This is a genomic window from Nocardia sp. NPDC005746, assembly GCF_040630785.1.
In the GTDB taxonomy this organism is placed as follows: Bacteria; Actinomycetota; Actinomycetes; order Mycobacteriales; family Mycobacteriaceae; genus Nocardia.
The window spans coordinates 40,258-55,263 of sequence record NZ_JBEXYE010000030.1; the positions used below are offsets into that span (position 1 = coordinate 40,258).

16 protein-coding genes are annotated in these 15,006 nt (G+C 68.0%); 4 read left to right on the forward strand and 12 right to left on the reverse strand.

Annotation, left to right across the window (positions count from 1 at the left end; all coding sequences use genetic code 11):
- Positions 1-9: 9 nt before the first annotated feature.
- Positions 10-879 carry an LLM class F420-dependent oxidoreductase gene (locus ABZ412_RS33740; protein WP_357288678.1) on the reverse strand — a complete coding sequence of 290 codons (870 nt, stop codon included), beginning with the start codon at positions 877-879 and terminating at the stop codon, positions 10-12.
- A 151-nt stretch (positions 880-1,030) separates the two neighbouring features.
- On the opposite strand from ABZ412_RS33740, the gene ABZ412_RS33745 reads away from it, so the two are divergent.
- Together ABZ412_RS33745 and ABZ412_RS33750 are read left to right on the forward strand one after the other, a co-directional pair.
- Positions 1,031-1,552, forward strand: coding sequence for a YdcF family protein (locus ABZ412_RS33745; protein WP_357288720.1), 522 nt, complete (start codon positions 1,031-1,033; stop codon positions 1,550-1,552).
- Positions 1,553-1,656: 104 nt separating this feature from the next.
- On the forward strand, positions 1,657-3,249 hold the full coding sequence (locus ABZ412_RS33750) for a GMC family oxidoreductase (protein WP_357288681.1): 1,593 nt from the start codon (positions 1,657-1,659) through the stop codon (positions 3,247-3,249).
- 14 nt (positions 3,250-3,263) lie between these two features.
- On the opposite strand, the gene ABZ412_RS33755 is transcribed toward ABZ412_RS33750, so the two are convergent.
- From ABZ412_RS33755 to ABZ412_RS33795, 9 genes are read right to left on the reverse strand one after another with little or no spacing between them, the layout of a single operon-like run.
- The gene (locus tag ABZ412_RS33755) at positions 3,264-3,851 is read right to left on the reverse strand and encodes a hypothetical protein (RefSeq protein WP_357288684.1); all 588 of its coding nucleotides are present in this window, start codon (positions 3,849-3,851) and stop codon (positions 3,264-3,266) included.
- Positions 3,852-3,874: 23 nt separating this feature from the next.
- Positions 3,875-4,831 carry an MlaD family protein gene (locus ABZ412_RS33760; RefSeq protein ID WP_357288687.1) on the reverse strand — a complete coding sequence of 319 codons (957 nt, stop codon included), beginning with the start codon at positions 4,829-4,831 and terminating at the stop codon, positions 3,875-3,877.
- Positions 4,828-5,961: an MlaD family protein gene (locus tag ABZ412_RS33765; protein WP_357288690.1), complete on the reverse strand. Its 1,134-nt coding sequence runs from the start codon at positions 5,959-5,961 to the stop codon at positions 4,828-4,830. The genes ABZ412_RS33760 and ABZ412_RS33765 overlap by 4 nt, the downstream gene beginning before the upstream one ends.
- Positions 5,958-7,040, reverse strand: coding sequence for an MlaD family protein (locus tag ABZ412_RS33770; protein WP_357288693.1), 1,083 nt, complete (start codon positions 7,038-7,040; stop codon positions 5,958-5,960). The genes ABZ412_RS33765 and ABZ412_RS33770 overlap by 4 nt, the downstream gene beginning before the upstream one ends.
- Positions 7,040-8,083 (reverse strand): MlaD family protein, encoded by a 1,044-nt coding sequence (locus ABZ412_RS33775; protein WP_357288696.1) that lies wholly within the window; start codon positions 8,081-8,083, stop codon positions 7,040-7,042. The genes ABZ412_RS33770 and ABZ412_RS33775 overlap by 1 nt, the downstream gene beginning before the upstream one ends.
- Entirely contained in the window at positions 8,071-9,069 is a 999-nt protein-coding gene (locus tag ABZ412_RS33780) for an MCE family protein (RefSeq protein ID WP_357288699.1), read from the reverse strand. The genes ABZ412_RS33775 and ABZ412_RS33780 overlap by 13 nt, the downstream gene beginning before the upstream one ends.
- On the reverse strand, positions 9,066-10,094 hold the full coding sequence (locus ABZ412_RS33785) for an MlaD family protein (protein WP_357288702.1): 1,029 nt from the start codon (positions 10,092-10,094) through the stop codon (positions 9,066-9,068). The genes ABZ412_RS33780 and ABZ412_RS33785 overlap by 4 nt, the downstream gene beginning before the upstream one ends.
- A 3-nt stretch (positions 10,095-10,097) precedes the next feature.
- Positions 10,098-10,964: an ABC transporter permease gene (locus tag ABZ412_RS33790; RefSeq protein ID WP_357288724.1), complete on the reverse strand. Its 867-nt coding sequence runs from the start codon at positions 10,962-10,964 to the stop codon at positions 10,098-10,100.
- The gene (locus ABZ412_RS33795; RefSeq protein ID WP_357288705.1) at positions 10,961-11,797 is read right to left on the reverse strand and encodes an ABC transporter permease; all 837 of its coding nucleotides are present in this window, start codon (positions 11,795-11,797) and stop codon (positions 10,961-10,963) included. The genes ABZ412_RS33790 and ABZ412_RS33795 overlap by 4 nt, the downstream gene beginning before the upstream one ends.
- Positions 11,798-12,197: 400 nt before the next feature.
- Here ABZ412_RS33795 and ABZ412_RS33800 point away from each other — a divergent pair, with 400 nt between their 5' ends.
- Positions 12,198-12,428, forward strand: a complete 231-nt coding sequence (locus ABZ412_RS33800) for a nuclear transport factor 2 family protein (protein WP_357288708.1) — start codon at positions 12,198-12,200, stop codon at positions 12,426-12,428.
- Positions 12,429-12,434: 6 nt separating this feature from the next.
- Here ABZ412_RS33800 and ABZ412_RS33805 read toward each other — a convergent pair whose 3' ends face one another.
- Positions 12,435-13,523 (reverse strand): ionic transporter y4hA, encoded by a 1,089-nt coding sequence (locus ABZ412_RS33805; RefSeq protein WP_357288727.1) that lies wholly within the window; start codon positions 13,521-13,523, stop codon positions 12,435-12,437.
- A 115-nt stretch (positions 13,524-13,638) separates the two neighbouring features.
- Between ABZ412_RS33805 and ABZ412_RS33810 the strand changes: the two genes are divergently transcribed.
- Positions 13,639-14,370, forward strand: coding sequence for a VIT family protein (locus ABZ412_RS33810; RefSeq protein WP_357288730.1), 732 nt, complete (start codon positions 13,639-13,641; stop codon positions 14,368-14,370).
- Between the two features lie 21 nt (positions 14,371-14,391).
- Here ABZ412_RS33810 and ABZ412_RS33815 read toward each other — a convergent pair whose 3' ends face one another.
- A complete protein-coding gene (locus ABZ412_RS33815; RefSeq protein WP_357288711.1) occupies positions 14,392-14,823 on the reverse strand; it encodes a hypothetical protein in 432 nt (143 codons plus the stop codon).
- Between the last annotated feature and the right edge of the window lie 183 nt (positions 14,824-15,006).

The following is a 15,006-nucleotide window of genomic DNA, read 5'->3' on the forward strand; positions in this document are numbered from 1 at the left end:
AATCCGGAATCAGATGGCGGCCAGCCGCGGCAGCAGCCGCTCGGCGAACTCGGTGGCGTAGGCGACGGGCTCGCGGTCGGGCATGAAGTCCAGCTGGGCGATACCCAGCCCGGCCAGCTGTTCGGCGTCGCGCAGCACCTGGTCGGGATCGGTGAGCGCGATCGGAGCGACATAGAGCGCGGTCTTGCGGATCGCGTCGTAATCGCGCCCCTCGGCCGCGCAGTGCCCGCGCAGCACCTCCAGTTTGTGCGCGACGTCCTCGACCGAACTCGCGAACAGGTTGCAGGCGTCGGCGTAGCGGGCCACCAGCAGCAGTGTCTTCTTCTCGCCACCACCGCCGATCAGGATGGGCGGATGCGGCCGCGACAGCGGTGCGGGCACGCAGACGGTCTCGGCCAGCTCGTAGTGCTCGCCCTTGAACGGCCCGTTGTCGGGGCCCCACATCTGCAGGCAGACGCGAAGCGTCTCCTCGAGCCGTTCGAATCGCTCGCCGACCGGGACCACCGGCACGCCGAGGGCGCGCTGCTCGCGCTCGTACCAGGACGCGCCGATGCCGAGTTCGGCCCGGCCGCCGGAGAGCACGTCCAGGGTGGTGACGATCTTGGCCAGCAGGCCCGGATACCGGTACATCACGCCGGTCACCAGGACACCCAATCGCATCCGCTCGGTCAGCGCGGCCACGAAGCCGAGGGTGGTGTAGCCCTCCAGCATGGGCTCGTCGTGGGCGGCGGTGTACTCCATCTGGAAGTAGTGGTCCATGACCGAGAACTGCGCGAATCCCGCCTGTTCGGCGATACGGGCGGTGCGCGCCAGGGTGGGCGCGATCAGCGCGGGCTCGGCGGGGGTCGAAAAGTTCCAGTAGTGCAGGCCCAGATCCATGTCGGACTCCTCTCGTTCCCGGATGACACATGTTGTGTGGCTGGGTGATCCGTTCGCGCGGCTGTCCCCAGTCTGCCCGATCGGGGCGTTCCGGGCAGCCCGCTCGGCGATCGGTACCGTCGAGGGCGTGACTGGTCTCCGGAGGGTCGCCCTGTCCATCGCCCTGGTGGCGGCGCTGATCACCGGTCTGGCGTTCGCGGGACTGCCGGTGTTCGTGCACCCGCAGGTCGATCCGCTGCGCCCCGCCGACGCGATCGTGGTGCTGGGCGGGACCGCGTACGCGCGCTACGACCTGGGACTGGAACTCGCGCAGCAGGGGTACGCGCCGGAACTGCTGATCTCGCGGTCCACGGGACAGAACGACGCGGTGATGGACCGCTACTGCGACGGCGGATTCACCTTCACGGTGTCGTGCTTCGTACCGGACCCGTGGACCACCCAGGGCGAGGCGCGTGAGATCCGGCGGCGCGCCCAGGCCGGGCACTGGCGGCACATCATCGTGGTGACCTACACCCCACACGTGTCACGGGCGCGCTACATCGTCGGAAAGTGCTTTTCCGGACAGATCACCATGATTGCCAGCCCCAGTGATTCGGGTCTGTTGTTCTGGTCGTGGATGTATGTACGGCAGTCCGCCGGTTATGTGCGCGCGTTTCTGCAACGCGGATGCTGACCCGAAAGATGCGCCCCGGCCGCGCAATTGAGCGGTTACGATGAGGTCCGGGCAAAGGGAAGCGCGTCCTCTCGGGGGTGGATGCGGGTGCGGGAGGATTTCCGGTGCATATCGACGACCTCAGTACCGTGCGGGACAGCGAGCTGGCGGCGGACCTGTGCATCATCGGTTCCGGACCGGCCGGTCTGACCTTGGCCGCCGAACTCGCGGGAAGTTCGCTGCGGGTCCTGGTACTCGAAAGCGGCGGCCTCGAACTCACCCCCGAACGCGATGCGCTCAATGACATAGAGAATGTCGGAGCCGCGCGGGCCCAGCCGTATCGGAATGCGCGCAATCGCATTCTCGGCGGCAGTTCACACACCTGGAGCGGACGTTGCGCTCCACTCGACGAACTCGATTTCGCGGCCCGCCCCTGGGTCCCGTTCTCCGGCTGGCCGATCGGATTGTCCAAGGTGGAACCGTATCTGGACCGGGCGGCCGCGCACCTGGGCCTGGGCTACGGGGCCGGCTTCACCGGCGACCGGTTCTGGGAACTCGCCGATCGGCATCCGCCGCACCAGGAGGTGGACCGGCGCTGGCTGCGGCCCTACTTCTGGCAGATCAGCAAGGACCCCGCCGATCCGTTCGACTCCAAGCGATTCGGACCGCACGCGGCGGAGATCACCGCGAGCAATATTCGAATTCTGTTGAATGCCACGGTGACCCATATCGACACCGATCCCGAAGGCACGCGAGTACTGGCATTACGCGTCGCGGATTCGGCCGGACGCGACCGCAGCGTGCACGCCACCCGCATTGTGCTGGCCGCCGGAGGAATCGAGAACGCGCGCCTGCTGCTCGCCTCGAATCGCATCGTTCCCACCGGAATCGGCAATCGGCACGATGTCGTCGGGCGTTATCTGCTGGATCATCGCTGCGGCGTGGTCGGCATGCTCGACCCGCGCACCTCCGCCGCCGCGCGGGATCGATTCGGCAAATACGTCGTGAAAACCCGCGGCGGCAAACACACGTTCCTGCATGGGCTGGCGCTCTCACCGGAGATCCAGGCCGACGAGGGACTCCTCAACTGCGCCTTGTGGATTCAGGAAGTGCCCGCCGAGGACGACCCCTGGGAGTCGGTGAAGAACCTGCTGCGCGGCCATATGAACCTCCACGACGCGCGCACCGTCGCCAGCAATCCCGGCCTGCTGCTGTCGGGGGCCAAACGCCGGCTGATCAACCACACCGGCCTGCCGCACAAGCTCGAACAGGTGGAACTGCGCTGCATGGTCGAGCAGAGGCCCGACCCGGACAGCCGGATCAGCCTGAGCGACACCGTCGATGGGCTCGGGCTGCCACATCCGCGCATCGACTGGAAGATCAGCGCCCAGGAGGACGCCACCGTGCGCCGCGCCGCCGCCCTGGTGGCCGGGGAGTTCGCCCGGCTCGGCTACGACCCGCCCGCACTGGACGAATGGGTGCATGAGGCCAGTCCGCTGCCGGCCCGGCTCACCGACTGGGCGCATCCCACCGGCGCCACCCGCATGTCCGCCGACCCGCGCACCGGCGTGGTGGACGGCGACTGCCGGGTGCACGGCATGGAGAACCTGTACATCGCGGGCAGTTCGGTGTTCCCGACCAACGGCCACGCCAATCCGACGCTGACCATCGTGGCGCTGGCGGTCCGGCTGGCGGACGAGCTACGCCGGACCGCGTGACCGCTCGCGGGCGGCTACTGCTTGGGCAGCGGCAGATCGATGCCGCCGACCTCGGTGACCTTCCAGTCGCTCGGGTCGACATCGACCGTGTAGTACACGGTGGTCAGCACGCCGTCGGGGTTCTGGGCGTTGGTGGAGTTCACGTTCAGATAGACGTTGACCTTGTACAGGCTGTTGTCGCGGTTGATCACCTGCGCGCTCAGCAGGGTCGGGCTCGAGGTCCACTTCAGCGGAACCAGGATCTCCTGCAGCTTCGAGGAGGTGGCGTCGAACTTGCCCGCCAGCGCCGGGGTGGTGTTGGCCTTGAGCCGCGCGGTCCAGGCGTTGAAGTCGGCGTAGTTGAGGTTGGCCGCGCCCATGGCGTACTCGGAGGCGACTTCCGCGGCGTGCTGGTCGTCGGCCGCGCGGGTGTCGTGCGAGCGCACGTCGCCGCGGGCGGACTGCCACAGCACGGTGACGGTCACCAGGGCGGCGATCAGCACGGCCGCCGCGACCGCGGTCACCAGCGTCGAGACCTTCAGCGACACCGTCTTACCGGCGGGCGGCGCCACGGGCGTGGTGTCCGGCTCGACCGGAGTCTTCGTATCGGCGTCCTGGGACATGGGTCTTCTCCTTGCTGGAACTGCTACTTCACCTCGACCCGCACACGCACGGCACCGTCACCGGTGGACGCGAGCGCCTGCGAGATCAAGCTGCTGATATTGATGAGCGGCCCCGACGTGCGCGCCACGTCGGCGAGCGGCTGCAATTGGGGTGCGAGGGTCTTCAATTCGGGCCCGGCTTGCCGCAACCATTCGGTCAGCCCGGCCAGGAAGGGTGCCAGACCGTCGCCATCCACATATGCCTGAGGGCCGGGGGCACGCTCGACGAGCCTGCCGACCGCAGTGATGAGCTGCTCGAGCGACTGCTCGAACTGCACGAATGCCGGTGCGGCAGCCGCGGTCGCCGCACCCATGCCTTCCATATTCGAGGCCGCGACCTGGAAGCTGTTGAGTAGCTGGGCAATCTTGGGTTCACGGCTCAGAATGGCCGCGGCCAGGAGGTCGCCCGCGCGCGTCAGGTTCGGCATGGCCGAATCCGTGTCATGGAAGGCCGCGCTCAGCGTGTTCGCCAGCGAGGCGGCCACCTGGGGATCGAGCTGGTTCATGACCTTGTTGACCAGCCGCGACACCTCGGGAATCGACAACGGTGACTTCACCGCCGCCGCGTCGAGCCGCTGGCCGTCCTTGATGTACGGACCGTCCGCGGTGCGGGGCCGGAACTCCACGAACGGCTCGCCCAGCGCGGAGAGCTGCTCGATGGTGATGTCGCTGTCGGTCGGGAGTTTGCGGTCGCCGTCGATGCGGAAGCCCACCTCGACGCCGCGCGCGGTGGAGTCCACCGAGGTGATCTTCCCGACCCGCATGCCGGTGAGCAGAATCGGCGAACCCACGCTCAGGCCACCGGAATTCGCCATCACCAGCGACGCGTCGGTGTGATGCGCGAACGGATCCGCCCGCACCACCCCGAAGGTCAGATAGCTCGCGCCCACCACGGTGACCACCGCGATGCCGCCCAGCGACGCCACCGAACCCCACTTCATCGCACCGCTCCGATCATGCGCAGCCCGGCCAGCACGGTGGTGACCTGATCATCGCGGGACACCGAATCCGACTGGACACCGGTCACATTCACCTTCGGGCCGTTCTCGACGAAGGGAATCAGCTTGTCGCGCAACAGCGAGACCAGCAGCGACAGGTTCGACGGCACCGATAGATCCAGCGGCCTGCCCGACAGCGCCAGCGGCGCGAAGGACTGCGTCACCGGATCCAGCGCGGTCGCCAGCGGGGCCAGCCACACCAGCGACTGCCCGAGTTGCCCGAGCACCGCGAAGATCTGGGTGACGCCCTTGATGGAATTGGTGACACCGGTCATGGCGTCCACCGACTCCTGGCTGAGCTGATGGTCCAAGAAGTCGGCGCGATCGTGCAGTACCTGCGCGTTCACGCCCAGACCGTTGAGCAGCTTGTCGACCTGATCCAGGTTCGCGGCCAGATCCACCGCGTTCCCGGCGGCGTTCTGCGCGATCCGCTTGGTCTCGTTCGGGTCCCGCGGCAGCACGGCGTTGAAGTGATCGATGATGTCCTGCAACTGGTTCACCGCCCCGCCCTGGGTGAAGGCGGCCAGCGCGGCCATGGTGTCCTCGAGCTGCACCGGGGGCCGGGTGTGGTCCTGGGTGATGGTGCCGCCGTCCTTCAGCAGCGTGCCGAAACCGTCCGGCGGCGTGCTCAGGGCCAGGTGGATGTCGCCGAGCACGGTGTTCTGCCGGAGTTCGGCCACCGTGGTGGTCGGCAACTGGACCTTCGCGGAGATCTCGGCGTCGACCACGACGTAGCCGCCGCGTCCGCCCGCGTGCGCCGAATCCACCACGCGCACACCGTCGACCGTGCCGACCTGCGCGCCATTGGCGATGACCTTCGCCTTGGCGGGCAGGTTGAGCACATTGCCGAACTCGATGTGGATGCGATAGGTCGAACCCGAGACGCCGGTCCCGGGCACCGGCACCGCCGCCGGATCGAAGGCACAGCCACCGACCCCGGCGAGCAGTCCCGCCGCCAGCACAGCCGCGCCTGCGCGGACCAGTCGACGCGGCACCGGGGCCGTCCCCACCTCGGCCCCGAGGCGACCGGCGGCCGCGGTATCGAGCTGGATGTTCCAGCGTCCGATTCTCATCGCGCACCTGCCATTCCGAGTACCAGGGGCACCAGCGGCACGTTCACCATGCCGTTGGCGGCATCGGTGCAGCTGCCGGGCGTGACCGCGTTGAGCGCGGCGCAGACCTGCTCGGACTGCGGGGCCGGGAGCGCCGCCCGCGGCGAACCGTAGGTGATGCCGTTGCCCATCACGTTCTGGGCGGCATCGGTCAGCACCGGCATCTTGCGCACCACCTCCGAGAGCGAGCCGACATTGGCGCGCAGCAGGCGCACCAGCGGCAGCGTGTCGTCGAGAGCGCGCATGATCGGGTCGCCGGCGATGGTGGCCAGATCGTTGAGCATGGGCAGCAGCTCACCCAGCCGATCGATGAGTTGCGCACCGGGAGCGAGCAATTCGGTGCTGGCATTGTTCAGGGCCGGGCCCAGGCGCAGCAGCATGGAGCGCAGATCGCCCCAGTGCTGCTCGACTTTCTCGCCCACCGAGGCGAAGGCGTCGAAGATACCCGCCAGGTGGCCGATGTCGGCATCCGGTTGCGCCAGCGCCGAACCCAGCTTCTTGACGATCTCGTTGATCTGCGGACCAGCGCCCCGCGTGGCCGCGTCCAGCCCGGACAGGCCGTGCGCCAGCGCGTCCGGGGCCTGCTCCTGCTGCAACTGCGAGGACAGGCCGGCCAGCGCGGTCAGGGTCTCCGTAATGCTCTTGGGCGTCAGGGATTTGGTGATGCACTTCGAGGAATCCCAATGCGCCAGGTTCTTGCCGCCGTTGAGGACCGCCAGATTGCGATCGGCCACAATGGAATCCGAGACGGTGGTGGCTGCGGCGTCGGCATAGACCGGGTACTTCGCGTCGACGGAGAACTTCACCTTCACCTTGGTGCCGTCGGAGTCGACGGAATCGACCGTGCCGACCGGGATTCCGCGCATGGTCACCTTGTTGCCCGCGTAGAGGCCGACCGCGTCGGGCATGACGGCGCAGTAGGCCACCGTCTTCTTCATCGGGTCGAACCAGACGAAGTAGCCGACCACGGCCAGCATCACCACGGCCAGTGCGCCCGCGACCGACATGAACGCCTGCGAGCCGAGCATCCGCTTGAACATCAGCAGTCCTTCCCGGGCACCGGAACGCACACCTGCGGCTGCGCGGGGAGAGTCACCGTCTGCCGCGAGTGGTCGACGGTGATGCCGCCGTCCGGAATCACCAAGTCCGACAGCTTCTTCTGCAAGTCCTGCGCGGCGTTCAGCGTCGGCTCGAACTTCCGGCCGAGCTGCTCGAGCTGGGTGATGGCATCGGTCAGCTGCGGCTTCAGATCCGACCAGGTCGGCTGTAATCCACCCAGGCGGCCGAGCACGTCACTGAGCAGGCGGATCGCCTCCGCCATCTCCGCATGCTTGTCGTCGAGCACGGTGACCAGCAGGTTGGCATTGTCCATCAGCCGGCCCAGGTCCTTCTTCGCGCCGTCGTACATGCGGACGTACTCGTCGGCCACCGACACCGCGTTCGAGACCTGACCGCGCTGCTTCTCCAGCGCGTCCACATAGGTGCCGACCGTGCGCAGCGTGGTGCGCAGGGTGTCGGGCGCACCGTCGATCGAATTGCCCAGTGCCGCCAGGTTCTGGTTCAGCGTGGAGCCGTCGATCTTGGCCAGCGGGGTGGCCGCGTCCTGGAAGGTCTCGATCAGGCTGTACGGCAGGCGTACCCGGTCCGCGGGGATCGCCGCCGGACCCAGCGGCTTGCTGCCCGCCGGGAACACCGCCACGTAGTGGCCACCGACGATGGTGAGCATGCGGATGTCGAGGGAAGTCTGATCCCCCAGGAACACATCGGATTTCACCGTGAAGCGCATGACGACCTTGTCCGGCTTCAGTTCCAGGGACTTGACCTCACCGACCGAGATCCCGGCCACGCGCACGTCGTCGCCCGCCTTCACCGACTGTGCCTCGGACAGTTCCGCGGTGTAGGTGTGCTTGCCGAACGGGATCACGTACAAAGCGCCGGCGGCGGTCAGGCCGAGCACGACCACGATCGCGCCGATGACGCCCTGCCGCAGATGCCGCTTCTGCTTGGTCGCGTCGTCCACGACGCGGTCGTCACGCTTCAGGCTGAGTCCCTGAAGAGCACGGGGCAGACTCATCCGTTGCATATCGCCACCTGCTGTCCCGAAACGAGCACCTTGACCACCGAGGGCAGTTCCGCGGTTCCCTTGCTGCACACCGGCTTCCAGCCACCGGGGCCGACGGGCAGGGACGCGTCGGCGGCGCTCAGCACGGCGGGCAGGCGGCCGAGGACCGCCACCGCCTCCTTGGCGTCGGGAAAGATCTGCCGGATCAGCGCGTCCATGTCGGAGCCGCTGTCGATGCCCAATGTGCGCAGCAGGTTGTCGATCGGCCGCAGCACCGACGGCGCGGTGACCGCGAATTGCGCCAGGCCGCCGATGTTCTGCTGCAACGCCTCGAAGATGTCGGAGAGCTGCTTCAGCAGCGGCACCAGGTAGTGCACGCGCCCGCCGAGCCGGTCCGACAGGTCCGACATATTGCGGATCAGCGTCGAGATCACCTGCTGCCGGTTGTCCACGTACGACGCCAGTTTCCCGATCGCGTCCATTGCCGGGCCCAGCCCGCTGCCGTCGCCCTCGATCAACGCCACCATGCTCGCGCTGAACTGGTTGATCGCCTCCGGAGAGATGGTCTGCAACACCGGCTTCAGGCCGTTGAACAGCTGCGTCACATCGAACGACGGCACCGTGTGGTCCTCGTCGATGCGCGCGCCCGCGGCGATACGATTGCCCGGCTGCGGCTGCTGCTGCAGGTCGATGTACCGCTGCCCGGTCAGATTCTGGTAGCGGATGGCCAGTTTCGAGTTGTCGTACACCGGCGAATCGGTCTTGACCGACACCCGCACCCGCGCCTTCGAACCCTCCAGGCCGATCTGCTTCACCTTGCCGACCTGCACACCGAACATGCGCACGTCATCGCCGACCTTGAGGCCGTTGGCGTCGGTGAAGACGGCGTCGTGGGTCTCGGTCTTCCCGGACACCGGACGCTGAATCGCGGTGAGCACCAACAGGAGCACCACACCGATCACGCCCGCGAACAGGGCCAGCCGCCAGCCCGCCTGCTTCACGTTCATCGCGCACCTCCCAGCAGCGGCACCGCGATACCGGGCATGCCCTTCAATTCGACCTGCACGTTCAGCACCGGCCCCTGCCCGTTGTCGGGCATGGCGGCGCGCAGACGCTCCAGCAGCAGGCGCAATTCGGCCGAGGACTGCTGCGGCTGGGGCACCATCCGCGCGAGCGCGGTCAGCACCGGCACCAGCATGTCGGTGCTGCCGGAGAGCTGAGTTCCGGCCTGCGAGAACGTGGCCGCCAACGCGGGCAGCAGCTGACCGGTGACGGTAGCGACGCCCTTGTCATAGGTGGCGCGATCGGTCTGCAGACGCTGCATGCTGCGGATCAGATCCACCACCTGCACCGTCGCGCCCGCGAACTGGCCGCCGCCGTCGAAGGCCGGGCCGAGCTCGCCGAACAGCTGCGACATCGGCATCTTCTGGTTGTCGGTGATGGTGCGCTGCGCGGTGATCAGCGCCTGGGCCAGCGGCGTGAACGCCTGGGTGTCGGCCGCGGCCTGCGCGATGACCGAGGCCATCTGCGGCGTCAGCACCGAACCGCCCACCTGCGCGGCGCTGCGCAGGATCGAGCCCATGGTGGCGTCGTAGACCTCGCTCGCGCGACGGCCGGTGAAATCCAGCACCGTGCCCGACCGCAGCGGGGAACCGCCCGCGCCCTGGCGCAATTCGATCTCGCTGATGCCGAACAGGTTGGCGGGCGCGTAATCCACCCGCAGGCTGTCATCCAGGCCGAACAGCTTCGAATCGTCCAGGCGCAGCGAGATCTGCTGGGTACCGTGCTTGTCCGGCGCGATCTCGGTGACCTTGCCGACCACCACGCCATGGGCGCGCACGTCCGTGCCGACGAGCACGCCGTCACCGATCTGCTCGGTGCGCAACGAGATCGGGATACCCGGCTCGTCCTGCTGTGACCGGTACAGCGCCCATCCGGCGACCACCGTCACCACCAGCGCCAGCGCCAGCGTGCCGACCGTCATCGCGCGCTTGCGATCGACGGCCACACCCGGCATTCCGTAATTCGGCATCCCCTACCCCGTGAACGTAATCGCCGAGTTGAAGCCCCACAGGGCCAGCGACATGACCATGTCCATGGCCACGATGGCCACCGACGACGCGCGGACCGCCTTACCCGAGGCGATGCCCACGCCCTCCGGACCACCGGTCGCGAAGAAGCCGAAGTAGCAGTGGATCAGGATCACCACCACCGCGAACACGGCCACCTTCACCACCGCCGCGATCACGTCGAAGCCGGAGACGAACTGGAAGAAATAGTGGTCGTACACACCGGCCGAGGCCCCGTGCACCAAGGTGATCAATCCCCGGCAGGCGGCATACGACAGGATCAGCGCGATCAGGAAGGTCGGCACGATCGCCACCGCGCCCGCCAGCACGCGAGTGGTCACCACGAAGGGAACCGAACGCAGACCGAGGGATTCGATGGCGTCGATCTCCTCGGAGATGCGCATGGAACCGATCTCCGCGGTCATCCGGCAGCCCGCCTGCGCCGCGAAACCGATGGCCGCCACGATCGGGGCCAGCTCACGCGTGGTGGCGTACGCCGACACCAGACCCGACACCGGGCCCATGCCCAGCATGTCGAGCGTGGTGAAGGACTCCACCGCCACCGAAGCGCCCATGACCAGACCGAGCACGATCATCATCGGCACGGTTCCGCCGCCGACGATGACCGAGCCGCGGCCCCAGGTCATATCGCTGATGGCGCGCATCGTCTCCGCGCGATACCGCTTCAGCGTCAACGGAATCGACGACAGCACCTGCCAGACGAAGGCCAGCGTGAAGCCCAGGTTCTCCACCCGGCGCAGGATCAGGCCACGCTTGCGATAGGCGCGTGCGGCCCAGCCCAATCCCTTGGGCACGTAGGTAGCCGACATCAGGCCAGCCTGGTGGGCAGGAACAGATCGGTGATCTGCGTGGCGACCAGATTGACCGTCACGATCGACACCACCGACAGCACCACCGCGGCGTTCACGGCGTCGGCGACACCCCGCGGGCCACCCTTCGCCTCGAGCCCGCGCTGGCAGGCGATGATCACCACGAGGAAACCGAAGATGACGGCCTTCAACAGCGACACCCACACATCGGCGGTGGTGGTGAAGGACCCGAAGGTGGACCAGTACGAGCCGGGCGTGACGCCCTGCCCGCCGATGGCGACGCCGTATCCGGCGAGCACGCCGACGAAGATGATGAGCACGTTGAGCAGCGGCGCCACGAAGACCATCGCCACCAGTCGCGGGATCACCAGACGGTGAATCGGGCTGATGCCCATGGTGTTCAGGGCGTCGATCTCCTCGCGGATGGTGCGCGCGCCCAGATCCGCGGCCAGCGCCGCCGCGCCCGCGCCGCCCAGCAGGAAGCCGGTGGCCAGCGGTGCGCCCTGTTTGATGACGCCCAGGCCGCCGGTCGCGCCGAGCAGCGAGTCCGCGCCCAGGGTGTGGATCAGATTGCCCACCTGGACCGAGACGATGACGCCGAACGGGATGGCGATGAGGATGGCCGGGATCGCGGTGACCGTGATCAGCCGCCACGCCTGCAGGATCGCCTCTTTCCACTGGAACTGGCGACGCGCGATATCGGTGAAGGTCCCGGCCACGGCCTCCTCGGCGATGCCGACCGCGCGGCCGAAGGTGCGCAGCGACGCCACCGAGGTGCTGGAGAAGTTGTCCCGCACGATGCGCACGGCGGACCGGCTCTGGACGGCCCGGGTCATCGGGGGACTACTTCTTCGAGACGCCGGAACCGACGCGGGGTGACGAGCTTCAAATTTCTTCTCCGTGATCGGCAACACTGCCTGCCATCAAAGCTAATGGTTACCCGGAGTTACAACAAATCGGCCTCGAGTGTGACCGGAGCCTCTAAGTTACCAATGAGTACCCGCCGTTTCGGTCCCGGTCAGCGGGACGAAGACCCATGTGACCTGGGATTCTAGAACGTGTTATCAGAGCGGTACGGCTATAACCATGATCCGTGGCACCCTGTGAGCAGACCTCCCGAAAGGCGGTTTCGAGGCCCGCGGCCATACCTGAAGCCGCATCGAGTGATCTCTCAGCAACCCCCGACCTCCCGGCGAACCCGCGCATAACCCGGACACTGCGTGTTCACTGTCGCGTGTGGACACTGTGCCTGTCGAAAACGTGGTGTCGGCGGTCCTGCGCACTATCGAGGCCGGCGACTGGGCGGAATTCGCGAAACCGGTGCACCCCTATGTGCACTGGACCGAGGACGGCGTCACCACCCGCGGGCGCACCCGGGTGATGGCGCTGCTGTCCCGGCACCACGCCACCACACCGGCGACGTCCTTCGAACTACGCGACGGCCAGATCTACCGTTGGACCTCGTGACCGCGCCTACGGGCTGACCGCGAGAAAGACGAAGGCGGAGAACAACACCAGGTGCACACAGCCCTGGAGCAGGGTCGCGCGGCCGGGCACCACGGTCAGCGCGCCGACCACCACGGTCAGGGCCAGCAGCACCATCTGGGTCGCGCCCAGGCCGAGCATGAGCGGGCCCGAGATCCAGATCGAGGCCAGCGCGATGGCGGGGATGGTCAGGCCGATACTGGCCATGGCCGAACCCAGCGCCAGGTTCAGCGAGATCTGCACCCGATCCCGGCGCGCGGTCCGCACGGCCGCGATGGTCTCGGGCAACAGGACCAGCATCGCGATCACCACACCGACCGCGGACGGTGGCAGCCCGACGGCCGCGATCCCGTATTCGATATTGGGCGATTCCACCTTCGCCAAACCGACCACTCCGATCAGGGCAACCAGCAGCAAACCCAGGCTGCGCAGCGACTCCCGCCGAGTCGGCGGCTCCTCGTGCTCGTCCTCCGCCGACGCGGACGAACCCTCGACGGGCAGGAAGTCGTCCGGATGCCGGACCGTCTGCACCATCACGAAGACCCCGTACAGCACCAGCGAAGCCACCGCGGCGAAGATCAACTGCGAGGCCGAGAAGACCGGACCCGGCTCACTGGTGGTGAAGGTCGGCAGCACCAGACTCAGCGTGGCCAGCGTCGCGACCGTGGCCAACGCCCCGCCCGTACCCTCGGCATTGAAGACGGCCACCCGCCGCCGCAACGCTCCCACCAGCAGGGATAGCCCGAAAATACCATTGCACGTGATCATCACGGCGGCGAAGACGGTGTCGCGGGCCAGCGAGGCGGCCTTCTCACCGCTGGACACCATGAGCGTGACGATCAGGCCGACCTCGATGATGGTCACCGCCACCGCCAGGATCAGCGACCCGAACGGCTCCCCCACCCGGTGCGCCACCGTCTCCGCGTGATGCACCGACGACAGCACCGCGCCGATCAGCCAGACCCCGACCAATACCGCCACGGTCGAGTTCAGCTCCCGGCCCCACGTCACCGTCAACACCAGCGCCGCCGCCAACGGGAGGATGACCGCCCAATACCGCTTGCCGAAACCCACCATGGCCCCCATAGTTCCAGCAAACGGTCCGCTTCCCCCGGAAGTGGGAGCCATGCCTCGCCCGATCACGTCCCCGCATGAGTCGTGAACGGTGAATTACGCTGATCAGGTGGATGACATCGGAGCCAGCACCACCGACACAACTGCGCCGCACCCGCACGAGCCGCACGACACCGGCCTCTCGGCCAAATTGAACTGGCTGCGCGCGGGCGTGCTCGGCGCCAATGACGGCATCGTCTCCACCGCCGGTCTGGTGGTCGGCGTCGCGGCCGCCTCCACCGACTCCGACGCCATTCTCACCGCGGGCGTCGCCGGACTCGCCGCGGGCGCGATCTCCATGGCGGTCGGCGAATACGTCTCGGTCAGCACCCAGCGCGACACCGAACGCGCCCTGCTCTCCAAGGAGAAGCGCGAACTGGCCGAAGAACCCGAATACGAACTGACCGAACTCACCGGCATCTACCGGGCCAAGGGCCTCAGCGCCGAGACCGCGCGCCAGGTCGCCGAGGAGCTCACCGCGCACGACGCCTTCGCCGCCCACGCCGAGGCCGAATTGGGTTTGAACCCACACGAACTCACCAACCCGTGGCACGCCGCACTGTCCTCGGCCGTCTCCTTCACCATCGGCGCGCTGCTGCCGCTGATCGCCATCCTGGTGCCGCCGGTCCAGTGGCGCATCCCCATCTGTTTCGCCGCGGTGCTGGTGGCGCTGGCCCTGACCGGATCGGTCAGCGCCCGGATGGGCGGCGCCAACCCGCGCCGCGCGGTGCTGCGCGTGGTGCTCGGCGGCGCGATCGCCATGGCCGTCACCTACGGAATCGGCCAGCTCGCGGGCGTCGCCGGAATCTAGTGGGCCGGGTGGGGATCCGAGTCACTCGGCGGGCGGCGGGGGTGCGGCCGCCGGCGGCAGCTCCACCGGACCGGCCTCACCGGCGATGACCACCGGCACGTCCACCGGCCGCGGCGGCCCGGGCGGCAGCGGAGCCTGCCGCACCGTCGCCGGGGCCGGAAGCGGCGCGGGCGCAACCGGATTCGGCGCAGCGGGATTCACGCCGGGCGCGAATGGGACCTGGCCCGCCGGAGCGATATTCGGCGGACGCTGCGCGGGAGCGTGCGGATCGTGGCGCGGCCGCGGCACATTCACGACCGAGGTGTCGGCGACCGGACTCCGGGCCGAGTGCGTGATCAGCACGCCCACCCCGACACCCGCCGCCATCAGCACGGCGGCGAGCAGGACCTGCCCCAGGCGGCGCGGATCGAGATCGCCGGTGTCGCGCTGGATTTCGTCGGCGGTTCCGAGCATGGCTGTCCTCCTTCGGATTCCGCGTCACGTGGCTAGGGCGCGGGCGGCGGCGGGGGCGGGGGCACCAGGAACGGCAGGATCGGGGCCAGGATGTCGGGCAGCGAGGGTGGCGGAGGCGGCGCGGCGGGCGCGGGGAAGGGGCATCTCGACTACGTGCGAGAAGTGTTGCGGCAGACCGATATC